The organism is Nonomuraea sp. NPDC049269, from assembly GCF_043197155.1.
Classification (GTDB): domain Bacteria; phylum Actinomycetota; class Actinomycetes; order Streptosporangiales; family Streptosporangiaceae; genus Nonomuraea.
Genome location: NZ_JBICSO010000002.1, coordinates 1,009,543 through 1,030,983, shown reverse-complemented (window position 1 = coordinate 1,030,983; position 21,441 = coordinate 1,009,543). Strand labels below are relative to the sequence as shown.

10 protein-coding genes are annotated in these 21,441 nt (G+C 71.3%); 5 read left to right on the top strand and 5 right to left on the bottom strand.

Annotated elements, in window-relative coordinates:
- Positions 1-10 precede the first annotated feature (10 nt).
- Positions 11-9,208 (top strand): amino acid adenylation domain-containing protein, encoded by a 9,198-nt coding sequence (locus ACGFNP_RS14740; RefSeq protein WP_393318590.1) that lies wholly within the window; start codon positions 11-13, stop codon positions 9,206-9,208.
- Between the two features lie 8 nt (positions 9,209-9,216).
- Positions 9,217-10,536, top strand: a complete 1,320-nt coding sequence (locus tag ACGFNP_RS14735) for a serine hydrolase domain-containing protein (protein ID WP_393318587.1) — start codon at positions 9,217-9,219, stop codon at positions 10,534-10,536.
- Here the strand turns inward: ACGFNP_RS14735 and ACGFNP_RS14730 are convergent.
- Positions 10,505-11,305, bottom strand: a complete 801-nt coding sequence (locus tag ACGFNP_RS14730) for an alpha/beta fold hydrolase (RefSeq protein WP_358334358.1) — start codon at positions 11,303-11,305, stop codon at positions 10,505-10,507. The two genes, ACGFNP_RS14735 and ACGFNP_RS14730, sit on opposite strands and share 32 nt — an antisense overlap.
- Positions 11,306-11,474: 169 nt before the next feature.
- On the opposite strand from ACGFNP_RS14730, the gene mppP reads away from it, so the two are divergent.
- The 3 genes from mppP to mppR are packed head-to-tail and all read left to right on the top strand — an operon-like array spanning position 11,475 to position 14,616.
- Positions 11,475-12,617, top strand: coding sequence for an enduracididine biosynthesis enzyme MppP (gene mppP / locus ACGFNP_RS14725; RefSeq protein WP_393318582.1), 1,143 nt, complete (start codon positions 11,475-11,477; stop codon positions 12,615-12,617).
- Positions 12,617-13,813 (top strand): aminotransferase class I/II-fold pyridoxal phosphate-dependent enzyme, encoded by a 1,197-nt coding sequence (locus ACGFNP_RS14720; protein WP_393318579.1) that lies wholly within the window; start codon positions 12,617-12,619, stop codon positions 13,811-13,813. The genes mppP and ACGFNP_RS14720 overlap by 1 nt, the downstream gene beginning before the upstream one ends.
- Complete coding sequence (gene mppR / locus ACGFNP_RS14715; RefSeq protein WP_358334348.1) at positions 13,804-14,616, top strand: enduracididine biosynthesis enzyme MppR; 813 nt, start codon at positions 13,804-13,806, stop codon at positions 14,614-14,616. The genes ACGFNP_RS14720 and mppR overlap by 10 nt, the downstream gene beginning before the upstream one ends.
- A gap of 165 nt (positions 14,617-14,781) precedes the next feature.
- Here the strand turns inward: mppR and ACGFNP_RS14710 are convergent, their stop codons facing one another.
- From ACGFNP_RS14710 to ACGFNP_RS14695, 4 genes are all read right to left on the bottom strand, one after another.
- Positions 14,782-17,643 (bottom strand): BTAD domain-containing putative transcriptional regulator, encoded by a 2,862-nt coding sequence (locus ACGFNP_RS14710; protein ID WP_358334345.1) that lies wholly within the window; start codon positions 17,641-17,643, stop codon positions 14,782-14,784.
- 362 nt (positions 17,644-18,005) lie between these two features.
- Complete coding sequence (locus tag ACGFNP_RS14705) at positions 18,006-19,244, bottom strand: hypothetical protein (RefSeq protein WP_393318575.1); 1,239 nt, start codon at positions 19,242-19,244, stop codon at positions 18,006-18,008.
- Between the two features lie 50 nt (positions 19,245-19,294).
- Complete coding sequence (locus ACGFNP_RS14700) at positions 19,295-20,701, bottom strand: sensor histidine kinase (protein ID WP_393318572.1); 1,407 nt, start codon at positions 20,699-20,701, stop codon at positions 19,295-19,297.
- Positions 20,698-21,381, bottom strand: coding sequence for a response regulator transcription factor (locus ACGFNP_RS14695; protein ID WP_393318569.1), 684 nt, complete (start codon positions 21,379-21,381; stop codon positions 20,698-20,700). Before ACGFNP_RS14695 ends, ACGFNP_RS14700 begins: the two co-directional genes overlap by 4 nt.
- Positions 21,382-21,441: the final 60 nt, after the last annotated feature.

Here is a 21,441-nt window from a genome sequence, read left to right as displayed (position 1 = left end):
ACCACGATCTATGTCCACGTCCTTCGAAGACAAGCTGGCCGCCGTTCCCGCCCATCTCCGAGAGCTCGTCCGGCGCCGGCTCGCCGGCGAGCAGCCGCACCCCGAAGACCGGGAGATCGCCCAGGTGCCGCGAGACGGCGTCCTGCCCATGTCGTTCGCCCAGCAACGCCTGTGGTTCCATGCCGAGCTGGAGCCGGGCAGCGCCGAATACAACGCGCTGCGGGCGCTGCGGCTCCGCGGTGACCTGGACATCCGGGCGCTGACCGCCGCCCTGAACCACGTGGTGCGGCGGCACGAGTCACTGCGGACCACGTTCGACGCGGTGGACGGCAGCGGTGTCCAGGTGGTGCACGACCACGTCGACCTGCCCCTCCCGCTGGTCGACCTGTCCGGGCGGGCGTCCGACGGCGCGGTGGAGCAGTGCCTGCTCGACGAGATGAACACGCCGTACGACCTGCGGCGCGGCCCGTTGTTCCGGCCGTCCCTGCTGCGGATGGGCGCGCGGGACCACGTCCTGGTGCTGAGCATGCACCACATCGTCAGCGACGGCTGGTCGATGGGCCGGCTGGCCGGCGAGCTGTCCACGGCGTACACGGCCGAGCTGAGCGGGACCGAAGCCGTACTGCCCCCGCTGCCCGTCCAGTACGCCGACTATGCGGCATGGCAGCGGAACCGGGCGGCCGGCCCCGCGCTCGATGACCAGCTCGCCTACTGGCGGGGGCGGCTGGACCGGATGACCGCCCTCGAACTGCCCACGGACCGGCCACGGCCTCCGGTGCGTACCTCGGCCGGCGCGGTGCACGTGTTCGAGGTGCCGGAGCCGCTGGTGTCGCGCCTGCGGGAGCTGAGCCGCGACAACGGCGCGACGCTGTTCATGCCGCTGGCGGCAGCGACGAAGCTCCTGCTCAGCCGCTACTCGGGCGAGCAGGACATCGCTCTGGGCACCGTGACCTCCGGCCGCGGCCGGCCGGACCTGGAGAACCTGATCGGCTTCTTCATCAACACGGTGGTGCTGCGTTCCCAGGTGGACGGGTCGCTGCCGTTCACGGCCTTCCTGTCGCAGGTCCGCTCCACCTTGCTGGACGCGTTCGCCAACGAGGAGGTGCCCTTCCAGCGGCTGGTCGAGATCCTCCGGCCGGAGCGGGACCCGAGCCGCCCGCCGCTGGTCCAGGTCATGGTCAACCTGCAGAACACGGCGGACGGCGCGCCCGCCTTCCACGGGCTGGAGGTGTCGGAGATCCAGCCGCCGATGAACGTGGCCAAGCTGGATCTCACCTTCGACTTCTACGAGGACGCCCGGTCTCTGACCTGCTATCTCGAATACAGCACCGACCTGTACGACCGGGCCACGATCGAGCGCATGAGCCGGCATCTGCTCATGCTGCTGACCAGCATCACCGAGGCTCCCGACAGCCCTCTGCACGCGCTGGCCATGCTCACCGAAGCCGAGCTCCACGAGCTGACCACCGCCTGGCAGGGCCTCACGGTCCGACGCGGTCCGGCCCGCTGCGTGCACGAGCTGTTCGACGAGCAGGCCCGGCGCAGCCCGGACGCGATCGCGGTGAGCTGCGGCGACGAGCGGCTGACGTTCGCCGGCCTGGCCGCCCGCGCCGACCAGCTGGCCCAGCACCTGACCGGCCTGGGAGTGGGCCCCGGAGTGCTGGTGGGCGTCTGCCTCGAACGCGGCGTGGACGCGGTCGTCGCGTTGCTGGGCGTCCTGAAGGCCGGCGGCGCCTTCCTGCCGCTGGACCCGGACCACCCGGCCCAGCGGTTGACCACGATGCTGGACGACGGCGCCGCCTCCGTCGTGATCACCGAAGCCCGGCTGCGCGACCGCGTCGCCGCGCACCAGGCGACCATCGTGGACATGGACCGGGACCGGCCGGCGCTGGACCGGCTGCCGGCGGTGCCGCCCGCCACCACGGTGACCCCCGACGACCTGGCCTATGTCGTCTACACCTCGGGATCGACCGGAACGCCGAAGGGTGTGATGGTCAACCACCACAACGTGCGGCACATCATGCGCGCCTGGGACGCCCGCTACGGCCTGACCCGGCTGCGCGGGCGTTGCCTTTCGGTCTCCAGCCTCGGGGTCGACGTGTTCTTCGGCGACTTCCTGCTGTCCACGCTGTTCGGCGGCGAACTGGTGGTGTGCCCCGCGGACGTGGTGGCCGACCCGCCGGCACTGGCCGCGATGCTGGGACAGGAGGCCCCGGAGATCCTGGTCACCACGCCGTCGCTGGCGAAGGCGGTGTCGCAGGAGCTCACCTGGGTCGGCGGCAGCCTGGACTCGCTGCGGGTGCTCGCCGTGGGCTCCGAGCCGTGGCTGGCCGACGACTGCGCGAAGCTGCTGGAGCAGGTCGGCCCGGACACCGTCGTCACCAACGCCTACGGCGCGACGGAGACCACCGTGGACTCCACGGTGTTCGAGCTGCGCGCCGACCCGATCGGGCCGGCGGCGATGGTCCCCGTCGGCCGGCCGCTGATCAACACGCGGGTGTACGTACTGGACGCGCGCATGAGCCCGGTCCCGGTCGGCGTCTTCGGCGAGCTCTACATCGGCGGCGACGGCGTGGCACAGGGCTACTGGAACCGTCCCGACCTCACCGAGCGGCGATTCCTGCGCGACCCGTTCACCACCGATCCCGAAGCCAGGCTGTACCGGACGGGGGACCTCGGCCGCTGGCGCGCCGACGGCAACCTGGAGCTCGTCGGCCGGGCCGACGACCAGGTCAAGGTCCGCGGATTCCGGGTGGAGCTCGGCGAGGTGGAGACCGCGATCCTGCGGCACACCGGGATCGCCGCCGCGGCGGCCGCCGTCCGGCGGGACGAGACGGGCCGCGACCGCCTGGTCGGCTATGTGGTCCCGGCCGGGGACCGGGCGCCGGATCTGGGTGAGCTGCGGGCCTTCCTGGCCGACATCGTGCCGGACCCGGCGGTGCCGTCCGCCCTGGTGATACTGGACGCGCTGCCGTTGACCTCCAGTGGAACGCTGGACCGGCGCGCCCTGCCCGCCCCGGACCGCGTGGAGCGGGCGGCGGATCGGTACGTACCTCCCCGGACCCACGTCGAGACCGTGCTGACGGCCGTCTGGGCCGAGGTGCTCGGCGTCGATCAGGGCGGCGTCGGCATCGAGGACAACTTCTTCGGCCTCGGCGGGGACTCGATCCTCGGCCTGCAGGTGGTGTCCCGGGCGCGGCGGGCGGGCCTGCGACTGACCGCGAAACAGATCTTCCTCCACCAGACCGTCGCCGACCTGGCCACGGTGGTGACCGTCGAGGACGTACCGAGGGCGGCGGCGGGCCCGGCCGTCGGGGACGTGCGACTGACGCCGGTGCAGCACTGGTTCTTCGAGGAGTACCCGGACGGAGCCGAGCACTTCAACCAGTCGATGTTCCTGGAACTGTCCGACGACCCCGACGTCGCGGCGTTGCGCACGGCGTTCGCCGGCTCGCTCGCCCACCACGACGCGCTCCGGCTGCGGGCCGAGCGCACGGCGGACGGATGGCGGCAGCACTACGCGAGCATCGAGGACGGCGAGGTCTTCCGGACGGCCGACCTGTCGGAACTCGACGAGCCCGGCCAGGACCGCGCGATGCGCGACGCCGTCATGGAGGCGCAGCGCGGGTTGCGGCTGGACACCGGGCCGCTGGTCAGAGCCGTGTTCTTCACCCTCGGCCGGGGCCGGAGTCCCCGGCTGTTCGTCACCGCGCATCACCTCGTGGTCGACGGCGTGTCCTGGCGGGTGCTGCTGTCCGATCTGGACACCGCCTACCAGCAGGCCGCCCGTGGCGAGGACGTGCGGCTGGAGCCGAAGACGAGCTCGTACCGGGACTGGTCCGGCCGCCTGGGCGAGGCGGTGGCCGCGGGCAGGTTCGAGCGGGAGCTCGCGTACTGGTCGGAGGTCGAGCGGGCGGTCGAGAACGCGGCGGTCCTGCCGGTGGACGGCTCCGGGGAGAACACCGTCTCAGGGGAAAACACGGTCGGAGCCACGCGCACCGTATCGGTGCGGCTGAGCGCCGAAACGACCCGGGCCCTGCTGCGGGACGTGCCCGGTGTCTACCGGACCCAGGTCAACGACGTGCTGCTCGGCGCGCTCGCCACGGTGCTGTCCGCGTGGACCGGTGGCGACACGATTCCGGTGGAGATGGAGGGTCACGGCCGGGAGGACCTGTTCGACGACGTCGACCTCTCGCGCACGGTCGGCTGGTTCACCACCCTGTTCCCGGTCGCGCTGACCGTACCGTCGGCGCCGGACTGGGGAGCGGTCATCAAAGCGGTGAAGGAGCAGTTACGCGAGATACCGACGGCCGGGCTCGGCTACGGCGCGCTGCGCTACCTGGGCAATGGCGGCGCGCTCGGGCGGGGCCGCCCCTGCCAGGTCGGGTTCAACTACCACGGCCGCTTCGACGTGGACACCGACGACGGCGGCGGCCTGGTCCGCGGCTGGCTGCCCAGCCCGGTCGCGGACCGGAGCCCGGACCTGGCCCGGCAGAACCTCATCGAGGTCACCGGCATGGTGCGGCAGGGCGAGCTCGAGTTCGGCTGGGAGTACGCGGTCGGCATCCACCACGAGGCGACCATCGCCCGGCTGGCCGCGGAGTTCGTGGCCGCTCTGGAGCAGATCGTCGAGCACTGCGCGCGGCCGGGCGCGGGGGGCTGCACGCCGTCGGACTTCCCGCTGGCGGGGCTGGACCAGGACGGTGTGGACCGGATCGCCGGTGACGGGCGGTCGGTGGAGGACGTCTACCCGTTGACGCCGATGCAGAGCGGGCTGCTGTTCCACTCGCTCGGCGCGCACGACACCGACATCTATTTCACGCACTTCGGTCTGGTGCTGGACGGGGTCACCGATCCGGAGATCCTCGCCGAAGCCTTCCAGCGGGTGGTCGACCGGACGCCGATCCTGCGTACCGCCGTGGCCGGGGAGGAGGCCGGCGAGCCGTTACAGGTGGTGTACCGAGACGTCCGGTTGCCGGTGACCCAGCACGACTGGCGCGGACTGTCCGCAGCCGCGCAGGAAGAGCGGAAGAAGCGGCTGTGGGAGGAGGCCACGCGACAGGAGCTCGACCTGACCAGGCCGCCGCTGATGCGACTGCACATGGCCCGGCTGTCGGAGACCGGCGTCCAGATCCTCTGGTCGTCGCACCACATCCTGCTGGACGGCTGGAGCTTCGCCGACGTGCTGTCGGAGGTGTTCGAAGAGCACGCCGCGCTCACCGGCGAACAGGTGAGCGCGCCGAAGGTCCGCCGCCCCTATCGGGAGTACGTGCGGTGGCTGGCCGACCAGGACAAGAACGCCGCGGCCGACCACTGGCGGCGGACGATGGCCGGCTTCACCGCGCCCACCCCGCTCCCGTTCGACCGTGCTCCGGTGCGGGCCCACCAGTCCCGCGACTCGGCCTGGCTGGATCTGGCACTGTCGCAGGAGCACACCCGGCGGCTGGAGCGGTTCGCCAGGAACGCCCGTCTGACGGTGAACACCGTGATCCAGGGGGCCTGGGCGATGTCGCTGTCCCGCTACAGCGGCGAGCGGGACGTGTCCTTCGGGACCACCGTGTCCGGCCGGCCGGCGGAGCTCCCCGGCGCGGACGAGATGATCGGCCTGTTCATCAACACGCTGCCGGCCCGGGTACGTGTGGACCGCGATCTCGACACGCTGTCGTGGCTGCGGCGGATCCAGGAACAGCAGGTGGACGCCCGGCAGTACGAGTACGTCTCGCTGGCCCAGGTACGCCAGTGGAGCGAGATACCGCACGGCAGCAACCTGTTCGACAGCGTCGTCGTGTTCGAGAACTTCCCCTACGACGACGAGGCGGCGGCCAAAAACGGCCTCCAGGTCCGCGAGATGACCAGCGTGGAGACCTCGAACTACCCGCTCACCTGTGTCGCCTTCATCACCGACACGCTGCGCATGCGCCTCGGCTACGACCCCCGGCTGTTCGACGAGGACACGGCCCGGCGGTTCTCGGATCACCTGCTCGGGCTGCTGGACGCCATGGTCACCGCGCCGGACCGTCCCCTGCGGGCGCTGCCGGTCGCCGGCGACGCGGAGCTGCGCGGACTCGTCGTGGAGCGCAACGACACCGCCACCGGCTATCCCGCCCGCTGCCTGCCCGAGATCTTCGCCGAACAGGCCCGGCGGGTACCGGACGCGCCGGCCGTCGTGTGCGGGGAGGCCCGGCTGACCTACGCGGAGCTGGACGCCCGCGCCAACCAGCTCGCCCGCGAACTGGCCGAGTGCGGGGTGGGGCCGGAGGTCCCGGTCGGGATCTGCCTCGAAGGCGGCCTGGACATGGTGACGGCGGTGCTGGGCGTGTTGAAGGCGGGCGGCGCCTACGTGCCACTCGACCCGGGCTACCCGCCGGAGCGGCTGGCGTACATGCTCGACGACACGGCGGTCCCGGTCCTGCTCACCGCGACCCGGCTGGCCGACCGGCTGCCGGCCACCCGGGCGAACGTGATCTACCTGGACGAACGTCAGGCCGCCATCGCCCGGCATCCCCGAACGGCACCGGCGGTCCGCCTGGAGCCTGACAACCTCGCGGTGCTCGTCTACACCTCCGGCTCCACCGGCGTGCCCAAGGGCGCCATGCTCACCCACCGGGGCCTGGTACGGCTGGTGCTCGCCGCCGGCCCGCACACCTTCGCCGGCGCCGAGATCATCGCCCAGCACCATTCGATCTCCTTCGACGCCTCGCAGAACGAGCTCTGGAACGCGCTGCTCACCGGAGCCTGCCTGGCGGTGCGGCCCGGCGGCTTCCACGCCGTCGACGAGCTGGACGAGTTCCTGAAGGCCAACCAGGTCGCCGCGATGTCGTTCTCGGCCGGGTTCTTCCATGCCATCGCGGACACCGATCCCGGGATCCTGTCCGGGCTGCGGAAGGTCGTCATCGGCGGGGAGGCGCTCTCGCCGGCGCACTGCGCGCGGGTGCTGGACCGGCTGCCCGACCTGGAGATCGTCAACGCGTACGGTCCCACCGAGTGCTCGGTGACCGCCGGCTGCTTCCCGGTCCGTTCGATCGGGCCGGGGGACACCGTGGTGCCCATCGGCAGGCCGGTCGCCCACGCCACGATCTACCTGCTGGACGACGACCTGAACGTGGTGCCGACGGGAGTGGCGGGCGAGGCGTACATCGGCGGCGACGGCGTCACCCGCGGGTTCTGGGCCCGGCCGGCGATGACCGTGGAGCGGTTCGTGGCCGATCCGTTCGGGCCGCCGGGCTCCCGGATGTACCGCACCGGCGACCTGATGCGGTGGCGGGCGGACGGGAATCTCGAGTTCGTCGGCCGGACCGACGACCAGGTGAAGGTCCGGGGCTTCCGGATCGAGCTCGGCGAGATCGAGAAGGTCATCGCCCGGCACGCCGGGGTCGCCCAGATCGCCGTCATCGTGCGGGAGGACCAGCCGGGGCACAGACGCCTGGTCGCCTACGTCGTGGCGAAGGCGGGCGCCACCGTCGAGCCGAAGGAGCTCGGCAGGTTCGTGGCGGGCAAGATCCCGGAGTACATGGTGCCGGCCGCGTTCGTCGTGCTGGAGCAGCTCCCGCTGACCCCGCACGGCAAGGTCGACCGCCGGGCGCTGCCCGCCCCCGAGCAGGGACTGGCCGACCGCCCGTACGTCGCCCCGCGCACGCCGGTCGAGGAGGCCATGGCCGGTATCTGGTCCGAGATACTCGGTGTCCCGCGGGTCGGCGTAGAGGACAACTTCTTCGAGCTGGGCGGGGACTCGATCCTGAGCATCCAGGTGGTCTTCAGGAGCAGGCGAGCGGGTCTGCCCGTCTCCTCCAGCGACCTGTTCCGGCACCAGACCATCGCGGAGCTCGCCACGGTGGCCGGTCAGGCGGAGCAGATCGCGGCGACTCAGACGGCGGTGGTGGGCGCGGTCCCGCTGACACCGATCCAGCGGGAGTTCTTCGACACGCACACGGTGGCCCCGCACCACCTCACCCAGTCCATGCTCGTCGAGCTGGCCGCGGACGTCGACGAGGACGCGCTGCGCACCGCCTTGTCGGCCGTGCTGGCGCACCACGACGCGCTGCGGCTGCGCTACGTACGCGATGGGGACCGGTGGTCGCAGTACAACGCCCCGGCGGAACAGGCCGAGCTGCTGCACCGGCATGACCTGTCGGCCGTGGCCGAGTCGAGGCGCGCGCGGGCCATGGACGAGCTGGCGGTCGAAGCCGACTCGACGCTCGATCTGGCCGAGGGTCCGCTGCTGCGCGCGCTGCTGTTCGACCTCGGCGCGGGCCGACGGGCGTGGATGTACCTCACCGTGCATCATCTGGTGATCGACGCGGTGTCCTGGCGGATACTCAACGACGACCTGGACACCGCCTACCGGCAGGCGGCGAGCGGCGAACCGGTGGACCTGGGGCCCAAGACGTCCTCGTTCCAGCAGTGGGCCGACCGGCTCGCCGGGCACGTCAAGGACGGCGGCTTCGACGAGCAGCTCGGCTACTGGGCCGCGCTGCCGGAGAGCACCCCGCTGCCCGCTGACGGACCCGGCCCGAACACCGTGTCCTCCAGGAGGATCCTGCCGATCACCTTGACCGAGCGGGAGAGCGAGGCGTTGCTGCACGTGGCTCCCGGGGTGTTCCGCGCCCGGGTCAACGACGTGCTGCTCAGCGCCCTGGCCTGGACGCTGTGCCGGTGGTCGGGCGAGAGGCGGCTGGTGATCGAGCTGGAGGGCCACGGGCGGGAGGAGATCTTCGACGACATCGACCTGTCCCGCACGGTCGGCTGGTTCACCAGCTCCTACCCCGTCGTCCTCGACGTGCCGAGCCTGACGGACCAGGACTGGCCGGCGGTGGTCAGGTCCGTCCGCCGGTGCCTGCGTTCCGTTCCCGGCAACGGCCTGGGGTACGGCGCGCTGCGCCACCTCGGCCCGGCCGACTCCGCGCTGGCCGGCCGGGTCTCGCCCCAGGCGCTGTTCAACTACCACAGCCAGATCGACGAGATCACCAGAACGGACGGCCGGTCCCTGTACCACGCCTTCCACGACACCATCGGGCAGGAACAGCACCCCGACGAACAGGTGGTCCACCCGCTGGAGATCGTCGGCGCGGCGGAGGAGGGCCGGCTCATGTTCAACTGGCACTACTCGACCGGCCTGCATGACCGGGCCACCGTCGAACGGGTGGCCGAGGACTTCCGGACGGCTCTGCGGTCACTCGCTCGGTTCAGCGACCCGGGCATCGAACGGTGAGGCCACAGGTGGATTCCGAGACCTTGTCCGTCCTGCTGGCGCGACTGGTGCGGCGGCATCGCATTCCGGGGGCGCAACTGGCCGTACGGTGGCAGGGCCAGACGATCACCGCCGAAGCGGGCGAGGAGTCCGTCGCCACGGGCCGTCCCGTCACCAGCCGGTCCGCGTTCCCGATGGGATCCCTTACCAAGCCGTTCACCGCGACCCTGGCGATGATGCTGGTCGCCGACGGCGACGTCGAGCTCGACGTGCCGCTCGCCACATACCTGCCCGAGCTCGGCTTCGGGCCCGGGCAGGTGACCCTGAGGCAGTTGCTCAGCCACACCGGCGGGCTGGTGGCCACCGTCGACGAGACGGCCTCGGGCATGACCCGGCGTCGGTGGGTGGACTCCCGCGCCGCGATGGCGCACCCGCCGGGCTTCGCGTTCTCGTACTCCAACGCGGGCTATCTCCTGGCGGCGCACCTCGTCGAGGTGATCACCGGGATGAGCTGGCGGCAGGCCGTGGAGTCGTTCCTGCTGCGCCCGCTGGGCATCGCGCCGCTGTTCGTCGTGGACCCTCCGCCGCGCTCAGGGACGCCGCCCGTCGCCGACGGGCACGCGGTCCGGCCGCATGCCCCGGCGCTGCCGATCAGGGAGCAGTCCGTGTCCCCGCTGGAGGAACCGGTCGCCGGGCTGGCCGCCAGTGCGGCGGATCTGGTCGCCTTCGCCGGGCTGCACCTGCCCGCGTGCCCCGAGCCGGCGCTGCTGGACGACGCGACCACCGAGGAGATGCGGCGCGACCGGCTCGACGACGTGGCCGTCGGCTCGTTCGGACTGGCGGACGGCTGGGGTCCCGGCTGGTCGCTGTACCGCCGTGCCGGGCGGGAGTGGTTCGGGCACGACGGGACCGGCGACGGAGCGTGGTGCCACCTGCGTGCCGAGCCGGTCAGCGGGACCGTGGTCGCGCTGATGACCAACGGGAGTACCGGCGTCAGTCTGTGGGAGGCGCTGGTCGGGGAGCTCCGGTCGATGGGGCTGGACGTGGGCGACTACCGCCTGTCGGCACTGCTCGACCCCGGGCCGCCGGTGCCCGGCCCCGCCGAGTGCGCCGGTCACTACGCCAACGGGTCCTGGACGTGCGTCGTGGAGGCGTCCGGCGGGGAGCTGTACCTCTCCGTCGGGTCGGAACCAGGGTGGAAGCTGAGCTGCTTCCAGGACCTGCGTTTCACCACCGCCGGAGCGGACCGGGGCGCGATGCCTTATATCGGCAGATTCCTTCGCGACCCGGCGACCGGGCGGGTCGATCTGCTGCAGATCACCGGGAGGCTGGTCCGGCGCCGGGAATAGCGCGGCAGGGCAACAGGTCCGCGCTTATGACCGGGAGGATCTGTTCCTGCGAATCGTGGATGAAGAAATGTCCGCCGCGGTAAATCCGTACCCGGCATTCGGCGGTGGTGTGCCGGCCCCACCGCCGGAGTTCGTCCTCGTCGGCATAGTGGTCGTCGCTGCCGCCGAAGACCGAGAGCGGGCAGGAGAGCGGCGGCTCGGGACGGTAGCGGTAGGTCTCGGCGACGGCCAGGTCGGCGCGCAACATGGGCAGCAGGGCCGCGAACAGGTCCGGATCGTCCAGCAGTTCCTGCGGCGTGCCCCCGGTCTCGCGCAGCCATTTCGCCAGCTCGGGAGTGGGCACGCCGTGCACCGGACGCTCCCGCATGGGCAGGTCGGGCGCCGATCGCCCGGACACCACGAGCCCGCTGGGCTCGCTGAGCCCCAGGTGCCGGATCCACCGGCAGGCCTCGAACGCGATGAGCGCCCCCATGCTGTGGCCGAACCAGGCGTACGGCCGGTCCAGCAGCGGCGCGATGCCCCGGACGAGCTCGGGCACCAGCTGGTCCACGCGGGTGTACGGGGTCTCCTGGAAGCGGATCTCCCGGCCCGGCAGCCGGATGGCGACCACCTCGATCTCCGGGGCGAGCAGCCGGGCCCACGTCCTGTAGACGGCGGCTCCGCCGCCCGCGTGCGGGGCGCAGAACAGCCGCAGGCGCGGCTCGTCCACGGGCGCCCACCGCACGTCCCAGCCGCTGATCGACACGATGTTGATTGCCCGGTTTCTCACGGCGCCATCCCTAATAGTAGCCACCATGGGCGCATCATCCCGCCGGCCGGCACCGGTGTCGACATTTTTGAATTATATGTTAAGTACGCAGGTCGGCCATTTTTTAGCCCTTGCTGCTTTTGGTGGATTTATTATGATCGCTTAAGTCCCCCGGCTGAGCGAGGTGCTTGTGAACGCAATACGGAATCCACTCGCCATCGAGCTAGGAAATCTCACCCAATTTGAATACCTGGCGCTGAACAGTCCACTCAACCTTTCTGACGGCCATGCCCGGCAGGAACTCACCCCCAACCAGGCCAGAATCATCGAAGAGCTGCCGAGCCTCTGGACCGACGCCGTCAAGCGGCCGGTGAGCGAGGTCGAGGCGGACACGCAGAGCGCCTTCTTCGGGCTGCTCGGTCAGCACCACTACCCGATCGCCGAAGGCCGCGTACTGAGCTGCTACTCCTCGTCGGTGGCCATGGAGATCTTCGCCAGGTCACTCGCCGGAGTGAGCGGCTCGATCGGGCTCGTCCACCCCACCTTCGACAACATCCCCGACATCCTGCGCGGGGTGGGGCTCAAGCTCGTACCCATCGAGGAGGACGCCCTGCACGGCGGCGACCTCGACCCGGAGCTGCTGCGCGGCGTCGGGGCCATCTTCATCACGACCCCCAACAACCCGACCGGCCGGGTGGTCTCCCGAGAGCGGCTGCGCCGCCTGGCCGACGAGTGCGCGGAGCACGACGTGGTGCTGGCCCTGGACACGTGCTTCCGCGGGTTCGACACCGACGCCCACTACGACCACTACGCCGTGCTCGAAGCCAGCGGATGCCGGTGGGTGGTCATCGAGGACACCGGCAAGCTGTGGCCCACGCTGGAGCTCAAGATCGGCTGGCTGGTGTCGGCGGCCCATGTCGGGCTGCCGCTGGCCAAGGTGTACTCGGACATCCTGCTCGGCGTCTCCCCGCTGATCATGTCCATGGTGCGGCGATTCTGCGAGGACGCCGCCGAGGGCGGGCTGGCCGAGCTGCACGAGTTCATCGCCGGCAACCGGGCGATGCTGCGTACCACGCTGGCGAACGTTCCCGGCGTCGAGTTCCTCGACCCGTTCTCGCGCACCAGCGTGGAGCGGATCGGCATCGGGTCGCGGTCCAACCTGGCCGTGTGGTCGGCGTTGCGCGAGCACAACGTGTTCGCGCTGCCGTGCCAGAAGTTCTACTGGAACAATCCCGACGAGGGCGAGGGCATCCTGCGCATCGCGCTGGCCAGGCCGCCGTCCGCGCTCGCGGCGGGAGCGGCGGCGCTACGGGCCGTGCTCTCGGAAGCCTGATGGCCGAGCCCGAGGAGCTCGCCGGGCCGCTGTCGCACCGGAGGCGGTGGTATCCGGATGTCGTGCAGGACGTGGCCCCGCCGCGGATGTTCGACCTCGGGCCCGGTTATCTGGATCCCGCCCTGCTACCGGTCGATCTCCTTCGCGCGGCCTACGCGGACGCGCTGGCCGAATTCGGGTCGGCCGCGCTCAGCTACGGCCACAACGCCGGGGCGCTCCCGCTGCGTACGATCCTCGCCGAGCGGGCCGACCACCTCTGCACCCCCGATCACATCGTGGTGACGGCCGGCACGTCGCACGCGCTCTACCTGATCGCCACCATCCTGGGCGGGCCGGGCGACGTCGCGCTCGTCGAGGAGGTCGGGTACGACCTCGGCCGCGCCATCCTGGCCGACTGCGGTCTGCGCCCGCGCGCCGTCGAGATGGACGCCTCGGGCATGGTCCCGGAGGCGCTGGACCGCGCGCTGGCCGACCGTGACGGGCGTCCCGCGTTCGTCTACCTCAGTCCCACCTTCCACAATCCCACCGGACTGCTGGTGCCGGGAGAGCGGCGGCGCGAGCTCATCAGGGTCGCCGCCGAGCACGGGGTGCCGCTCGTCGAGGACGACGCGTACGCCGAGCTGGCCCTGGACCGCGCCGCGACGCGCGACTCACTGGGCGCGCTGTCCGGGTATCGCGGAGTGATCCGGCTCTGCTCCTTCTCCAAGTCGGTGGCTCCCGGCCTGCGCCTCGGCTGGCTGGCCACCGACCCCGAGACGGCCGCCAGGATCCAGGGGCACGCCGTGTTCGACAGCGGTGGCTCGCCGAACCACCTGGCCTCGCTCGCGGTGACCCACCTGCTGTCGAGCGGCGCCTACGACCGGCAGCTGAGCTGGCTCAGGGCCCGCCTGCGGGCCCGTCGCGACGCCCTCGCCGACACGCTCCGCGCCCACCTGCCCGAGGAGATCAGGTTCGACCGCCCGGCGGGCGGCTTCTTCCTCTGGCTCCGCTCGTACGGTCAGCAGGACGAACCGGCGCTGCTGGCCGCGGCGCAGGAAGCGGGGGTCAGAGTCCTGGCCGGCTCCCGGTTCGGCCGATCGGCGCAGCCGAGCATCCGGCTCGCCTACAGCTTCAACTCACCGGCCAGGCTGGCCGCCGCCGCGCTCAGGCTGGCCGCGGCCTGGAACCCGACGGATCGGACCCGCTCATGCACGTAGCCACTGGACCCCATGGGTACAGCCTCCCCTTGTCCCCCTCCGGACTCTCGGCCATGGTCACCCCGCCCCCGTGGCACTTCTCCGGTGACGTGATCATGGTCGAGTACCGGGTCGACCCCGCTGTCGCCGCCGCCTTCCTCCCGCCGGGGGTGGACCCCGGCGCCGATCCCGGTGCGGCCGCCGCCGTCTTCGCGCACTGGCACTGGTGTTCGGAGCCGGACCGGGAGTCGGCCGACCCCGCGCGCAACCAGTTCAACGAGTTCCTGATCCTGCTCGGCTGCACCGCGGAGGGGCGGCCGATGGCGCGCTGCCCGTACGCCTGGGTGGACGGCGCCGTCCCGATGGCCCGCGGCTGGATCCAGGGCATGCCGAAGCAGTTCGGCACCGTCCACCAGACCCATCCCAAGGCCGTGGGCCACGCCGGTCCGCGGCTGGCCGGGGGCGGGCGCTTCCACGGCATCGCCTCCCAGTACGGCCGCCGCATCGCCGAGGCGAGCGTCACCCTGGACGGGCCGGTCGGCGACCCGCCCGAGTTGCACACCGTTCCGCTCGTGCACACCCGGCATTTCCCCGCCTGGGTCCCCCCGGAGCAACCGCTCTCGCAACTGGTGGTCTCCGTGGTCGCCGGCGTCGAGTTCGGCGAGATCTGGGCGGGCGCGGCGAGCCTGCGCTTCGCCGACGACCTGGAGGACGACCTGGCCGCCCTCGCGCCGGCCGAGGTCGGCCGCGGCTTCGTCTTCTCCTACGCGGAGACGCTATGCCATGGCCGGGAACTCGGGTCAGCGGACGTAGGGCAGGGATAGAGCGCAGGTAGTGAGGTGCTGAATGATTCGGTTCATGAGATGGAAACAGGCAATCGCCGGAACATTCATTGCTCTGCTCGCCTTCGCGATCGCCGGGCCGGTCGCGGCCGACACGGCTTTTTCCCCGACGGCGGTCCAGTGTGACCCGCCGTGGGGTTTCTTCTGCTAAGGCACCGCCCGTGCAATGTCCGCAAGTCCCTCCTGAGCGCGAGCGGCGCCCTCTTCGTCGCTGAGCGCGAGAAAGAGCGCCCGGGCCGCCGTATAGTCGGCGACCGCCAGCGCCAGCTCTCCGAATTTCACGTACTCCGAGGCCAAGGCGCATCTCGCCTTGGCCTCAATGCGTCGCTCCCCGGCGATCTGGGCCAGCTCACAGGCTTCGAGCAGGCTGAGGAACCCGGCGTCCCGCTTGCCCTGGCCGACCTGCAATACGCCCAGATCCACCAGGACGAACGCGGTCCCGACGTGGTGAACGACGGAGCGGATGATCCGCAACGCGTTCTCGAACCCGATCTCGGCCGCGTCGAGATTGCCCACGTGCGCGTCGAGGACGGCCAGACTGTGCAGGATCTGCGCCTCCAGGCCGCGGTTGCCCGCCGTATGGGCGAGCAGCCTGGCCTTCTCCAGGTAGACGCGGGCCGTCCAGTCGGCGTGCCGGTCCAGGAAGATCTTGGCCATCCCGTGTACGGCCCCCGCCTCGCTCGCCCGGTCACCCACCGCGGCCAGCAGCGCGGCGGCCTTCGCGTACGTCTCCTCCGCCCCGGCCAGATCACCCGCGCTCCTGCGGATGGCGGCGACGTCGCTCAACGCCAGTCCCTCGCCCCCGGCGTCCCCGAGGAGCCGGAACAGGGCCGCCGCTCGGTCGAGGAGCTTTCTCGCCTCGCCCCGATCGTGATGGATGACGGCCCGGTGGCCCTGGGAGTAGAGCATGGCGGCCCCACCGCGCAGGTCTCCTGCCTGCCGGACGACCTCCAAGGCGCGATCGGTGAGCGTACGCCACAACTCGAAGTGGCCACCCGCCTCCAGCAGGGGGAACAGGGCCAGCGCGAGCTCCCAGCAGTACTCCGCCCGGCCGAGCTCGGCGGCCTGGTGCACCGCGGCCGCGATCCGCGCGGCCTGGGATTCCAGCCAGGCGGGTGCCCAGTCGGGCGGCAGCGTGTGGAGCGCGGCCCCGCGCGGCTCCCAGCGGCGGGCGCCACCCCGCACGATGCCCCAGTGCCCGCCGCGGATGGCGACGTAGGCGCCGTCGCTCAGGCTGAGCAGCGCGCCGAAGGACCGGTCGAGCGCCGCGATCCGCTCCGCGGGTGAGTCCTCCTTGAGCGCCCGCGCGTGGCCGAGCGCCAGGACGAGGTCATGACAGGTGTAGAGGGCGCCCTCGTGCGACCGTTCGCCGGTCGGGGACAGGAAGCCCGCCTCGCCGAGCTGGTCGAGGCGCTCCTCGGCGGCCAGGAGCGAGACGCCGGCCAGGGCGGCGGCCATCCAGGCGGACACCTCGCGCTGGCCCGACAGGCCGATACGTCTCAGCAGCGAGCGCGTCTCGCTGTCCAGCGTGCCGTAGGCCCACTCGAGCACCGGCTCGACCTCGCTCAGCTCGGTGAGTATCCGTTCCCGGTCGGCGAGCCGGGCGGCCACCTTGCTGATCTGCCACATGGGCCTGGCCGCCAGCCGGGAGCCGACGATGGCCAGGGCGAGCGGCAGCCCGAAGCAGAGTTCGATGACGCGATTGACCGCCTCCGGCTCGGCGGACATCCGCTCGGTTCCGGCGCACTGGGTCAGCAGCGCCCTGGCGTCGTCCAGTTCGAAGGGCAGGAGCGGGATCAGGGTGACGCCGTGGAACTGGGCGGCGCTGGCCCGGCTGGTCACGATCACCGCGCAGCCGGAACTCCCGGGCAGGAGCGAGGCGATCTGCTGGGCGTCCACCGCGTCGTCCAGGACGATCAGCAGGCTCTTGTCGGCGACCACGGACCGGAACATCTCGGACCGCTCCTCCATGTCCGCGGGAACGGCCGCGCCGCCCGTCCCCAGGGCGCGCAGGAACCTGGCCAGGACCTCGTGCGGCCTGGCCGGCCGCGGCCCCGTACCGCCGAGGTTGGCGAACAGCTGGCCGTCGGGATAGTCCCCTTTGAGGGCGTGCGCGACCTCCAGCGCCACGGTCGTCTTGCCAATCCCGCCATGCCCGACGACGACCACCACGGGCAGGTGCCTGCGCCGCTGCGGGGTCAGCGCGAGCATCGCCTGCTTCACCTCGGCGCCCCGGCCGATCATCGACGGCAGGCCCGGGGGCAGTTGCTGGGGGGCGAGCACGACCTCATGCCAGTGGTGCAGGGCGGAGTCCTGCTGAAGGATCTGCGCGTACAGCCGCTGCAGCTCCGGCGCCGGATCCACGCCCAGCTCGTCGATCAGCCGGTTGCGCAGCTCGACGTAGGTGCGCAACGCCTCAGGTCCGCGCTGTGAGTGGTAGAGGGCGAGCATGAGCTGGGCGGCGAAGCGTTCGCGCATCGGGTGGACCGCTGTCAGCAGGTGCAGCTCAGGGATGAGCTCCGCGTAGCGGCCCAGGGCCAGCTCGGCCTCGATGCGCTCTTCCAGCGCGGCCAGGCGCAACTCTTCCCATCTGCGGGCCACCGTCTGGAAGACCTCGCCCTCGAACCCGGCCAGCGCGGGGCCGCGCCACAGCTCCAGCGCCCGGCACAGCTCGGCGGCGGCCTCACCGGTCCGGCCGGCGCGCGCCGCCGCACGCCCCCGGCCGACCAGCCCGTCGAAGACGTGCGCGTCGACGGCCTCGGGCTCGGCGAACAGCGCGTAACCGTCGACGCTCCGCTGGATCGACCCGGCACCGAGCAGACCGCGCAGCCGCTTGACGGCGCCGTGGATCTGGGTGGACGCTGTCTTGCGCGGCGAGTCGCCGTAGAGGGCGTCAATGAGCTGGTCTTTGGAGACCGCCTCGCCGGGGGCGAGAAGGAGGCGGGCGAGCACGGTGCGGTCCCGCATCCCGGCGACGGGGACCTCGGTGTCATCACGTCGGACAATCAATGGGCCCAGGATTCCGTATGTCAAGACTGGAACCATCAGCCGCTCCATCTCGTCATGAGGGCCACTGTAAACGTTATCTAACTTTCTGAGAACGTTTACCGTGATTCCCGTACATAACAATTGGCTGGGAGATTTGGGCGGCCGATTCAGGCTCCTGATATCGGTAGGTGGATTTGCCAGGTGGAATTCAACGGCACTGCGTCGCCTGCCCGTGACCGGCTGTTCATTGATTTCGGGTTGACCGCTTGAAGATTTGACTGGTTGACCTTTTGACGGGACAACTGGTTGTAGCGAATGGTAACTCTGGGCGGCAATTCTCCCGTCCTTATCAATGGACGCATACTCCCGCCGCCGGCCGTGACTCAGCAGTCCGCGGGACCCTCCGAGGTGAGCGCGGCCAGCGAGCAGACCTTCGTGACGGGGTAGTACTCACCCATGACGGCCGCGGCGGAGGCGGGATCGCCGTCCTCCGGCACGTTCTGCACGGCCTCGGCGAAGCCGGCGTCCACGACCATGTTGCGGAGGATGATCCGATGCGTCGCCGCGGGCCGGGCGGCCGAGAACGGCAGGAACGTCACCCCGGGCACCTGCTCGATCGCCTCCCGCTGCGACTCCCCGCCGACCACGTAGCTGTAGCGGCCGTCGGAGTCGAGCCCGGTGTGGTCGTCGGCGCGGCATCCGTAGTCGGACGTGCCGTCGGGCAGCGGGTTCACCACGACCTGGTACGGGGGCAGGGTCAGGTTCGTGCACATGGACCAGTAGCGCACGTCCTTGCCCAGGGCCGGCCAGGGGGCCGGGTGCGAGCCCTGGGCGTTGTGCGGGGCCTTGCCGCGGATGACGACGACCCGGCCGCCGACGGGTGGGGTGACGTCGGCGTAGAGATAGGCGGAGTCCCCGTTCGGGAAGCCGCCGGTCGGACGGTCGGCGGGGTCCGCGCGGGCGAACGCGGCCGCGGCTCGCGTGGCCACGGCCGTGCCTTTCGCTGGTGGGGTGGCGATGCTGGTCGTGGGCTGCGGATCGTCGCAGATGGGTACGGGCTGCGAGACGCCGTCGCGCTCGAAGGTGACGGCGGGGAGTCGCACCTGGCTGAAGTCCCCGTCGGCGGGGAGGTAGACGCGGTAGACGATGTTCCCCGTGGCCCCTACTGAGGTGCCGGGCGGGGCCAGCGGCAGCGTGTTGACCTGCCCCGGAGCCGCATCGGCGGCCACCGTGAGCGTGTAGTGGCCGCCGGGGGTCGCCTGCTGCTGCCAGGGGTTGACGCTGCCCGCGTCCGGCTGGATGCGGTGGTCGGTGAGCGACGATGGGACGCCGTTCGACTCGAACAGGCCGCCGCCCTCCTTGTACACCTGGACAGAGGCGTACCGGCTGTCGGGGTACTCGCCGGACAGCGTGATCCGTAACCCCTCCTGCACGGTGAACGGCAGCACCCAGTACGTGGCGGCGGAGTCGGGGTAGAAGACGTTGCGCGTGTCGGCGGAGACCTTGACCTCCCATGCGCAGTCGGGCGTCACCGGCGGAGTGGCCGCGGCGGCGTGCTGCGGAAACGTGACGAGGAGGGTGGCGGTGGCCATGAGGGCGGCACCCAGTCTTGGTGTGATCATGCGAGGCATGGTGACGATGCTTCTTGGCAGATCTCTGGCAGGCGGGCGGTCTATTCCAGCCAGGACCGCGCGGATGCCGGCGCTTGCCGGCCGGTCAAGGGGAGACGTACTTCGGCGCGCGTTCCCGGACCGTCGAGGGAAGCGCTCAGCGTGGCGGTGCCGCCGTGGAGCGTCGCCTGCTGCCGCACCAGCGTGAGGCCGAGCCCGGAGCCCGGGCTGCCGGAGCGGCGGCGGAAGCGGGCGAACATCGCATCGCGGTCCTGCGGCACCACCCCCGAGCCCGCGTCCTGAACGGCGAGGATGACCTCCTCCCCCACGTCCAGGCTCACGCTGATCGCCGCCCGGCCGGACCCGTCGGCGCCGTGGACGGCGGCGTTGTCGAGCAGGTTGTCGGCGACCATGCGCAGCCCCTCCGCCCAGCCGCGTACGCGCACTTTGTCCGCCAGACGGGCCGTGATCGTGGCGTGCGGGTGACGGTGCCGCGCGTCCTCGACCGCGTCGTTGACGATCTCGGTCAGGTCGGTGTCCGCGAAGGCGCCGGGGTCGAGCAGCTCACCGCGCGCGAGCCGGCGCAGCATCGTGATGAGCCGCTGGATGCGGCCTTGTTCGGCGGCGAGGTCGGCGATGATCTCGGCGCGGTCCGCGGGGTCCAGTTCGGGGTGGTCCAGGAGGGTGAGGTTGGTACCCATGCTGGTGAGCGGGGTGCGGAGCTCGTGCGCGGCGGTGGCCGCGAAGGCGCGGGCGGTCTCCAGGGCCTCGCCGGTACGGGTCACGGCCGCGTCGCGCCGGTCCAGGAGATCGTTCAGGAGGCGGGCCAGCTCGTCGATCTCGGCGACGCCTGCCGTGGTCGCCAGGCGCGTCTGCCGGTCCGGCGGCCGTTGCCGCCTGTCGATCGTCCGTGCCTGGCTGCCCAGCCTCGACAGCGGACGTACCGCGAACCTGCCCAGCAGCAACCCGGCCACCGCGCCCACCCCGGCCGCGACGAGCGTGACGGATATCAGCCGGTTGCGGAGCACCGCGATCTGGTCGCCGAGGCGTTCCTCCGGATCGAAGAGGATCAGACGCGCGGTCCCCCGCCGCACGTCGGCGGCCACGAACCGCCAGCGCCGCTCCCCCTCGACATGATCGGCAGGCCCGGCACCGGCCGGCAGCGTACCCGGAACATCCCCAATAACCAGCAGTTTCTTCTCCTGCTCCGCGACGCAGACCCCGCCCGTGCTGGCGGCCGTGGTCAGCCGCTGCTGAAGCAGGTCGGGCGGGATGGCGGGCAGTATGCGGGTCCGCACCGTGAACGTCGCCGCCAGCGGGGTCAGCGCCCGCAGCCGCGCCGTGAGCTGGTCGTCTCGCTCAGCGCGCAGATCCTGCGAGACCAGCCCCAGCAAGACCAGCCCCGCCAGCGCGACCAGCAGCGGAACCGCGACAGCGAGGCAGAGCGCGAACCGGGTGGACAGCTTCACGGCTGTGCTTCCCGCAGGACGAACCCCACCCCGCGCACCGTGTGCAGCATGCGCGGCTCGCCATCGGCTTCCAGCTTGCGCCGCAGGTATCCGACGAACGTGTCCACCGCGTTGCCGGTCACCTCGAAGTCATAGCCCCAGACACGCTCCAGCAGCACCGACCGGGACAACACGATGCCCGCGTTACGCGCCAGCACCTCCAGCAGGTCGAACTCACGCCGCGTCACCTCGACCTCACGACCGCGTAAGGTGACCCGGCGCGCGTCAGGCTCGACGACCAGCGCTCCGACGCGCACCACCGCCCCCGGAGCACATCCGGCACGGCGTAACAGAGCGCGCAGGCGGAGCACCAGCTCACCCAGATCGAACGGCTTGACGACGTAGTCGTCGGCGCCCACCGCCAGCCCGGCCTTCCGGTCGGCCACCTCATCCATGGCCGACAGCATCAACACCGGCACCTGCGACCCAGCCCCACGCAACCGGCTGCACACCTCGATGCCCGACATTTCCGGCATAGACACGTCGAGGATGATCGCATCGGGCCGGCCCTCCACCCGCTCCAGCGCCTGCCGCCCCGACTCGGCGGTGTCCACGGCGAACCCCTCCAGTCGCAGGCCGCGCCGGAGCGAGCGCAGGATGGCCTGATCGTCGTCCACCGCCAGGATCCGGTACGCGGTCATCGCCGCAGTCTATTCGGCACCCGCCATTCCGCCCCGAAATCACCTCCGGTGGCATGATGC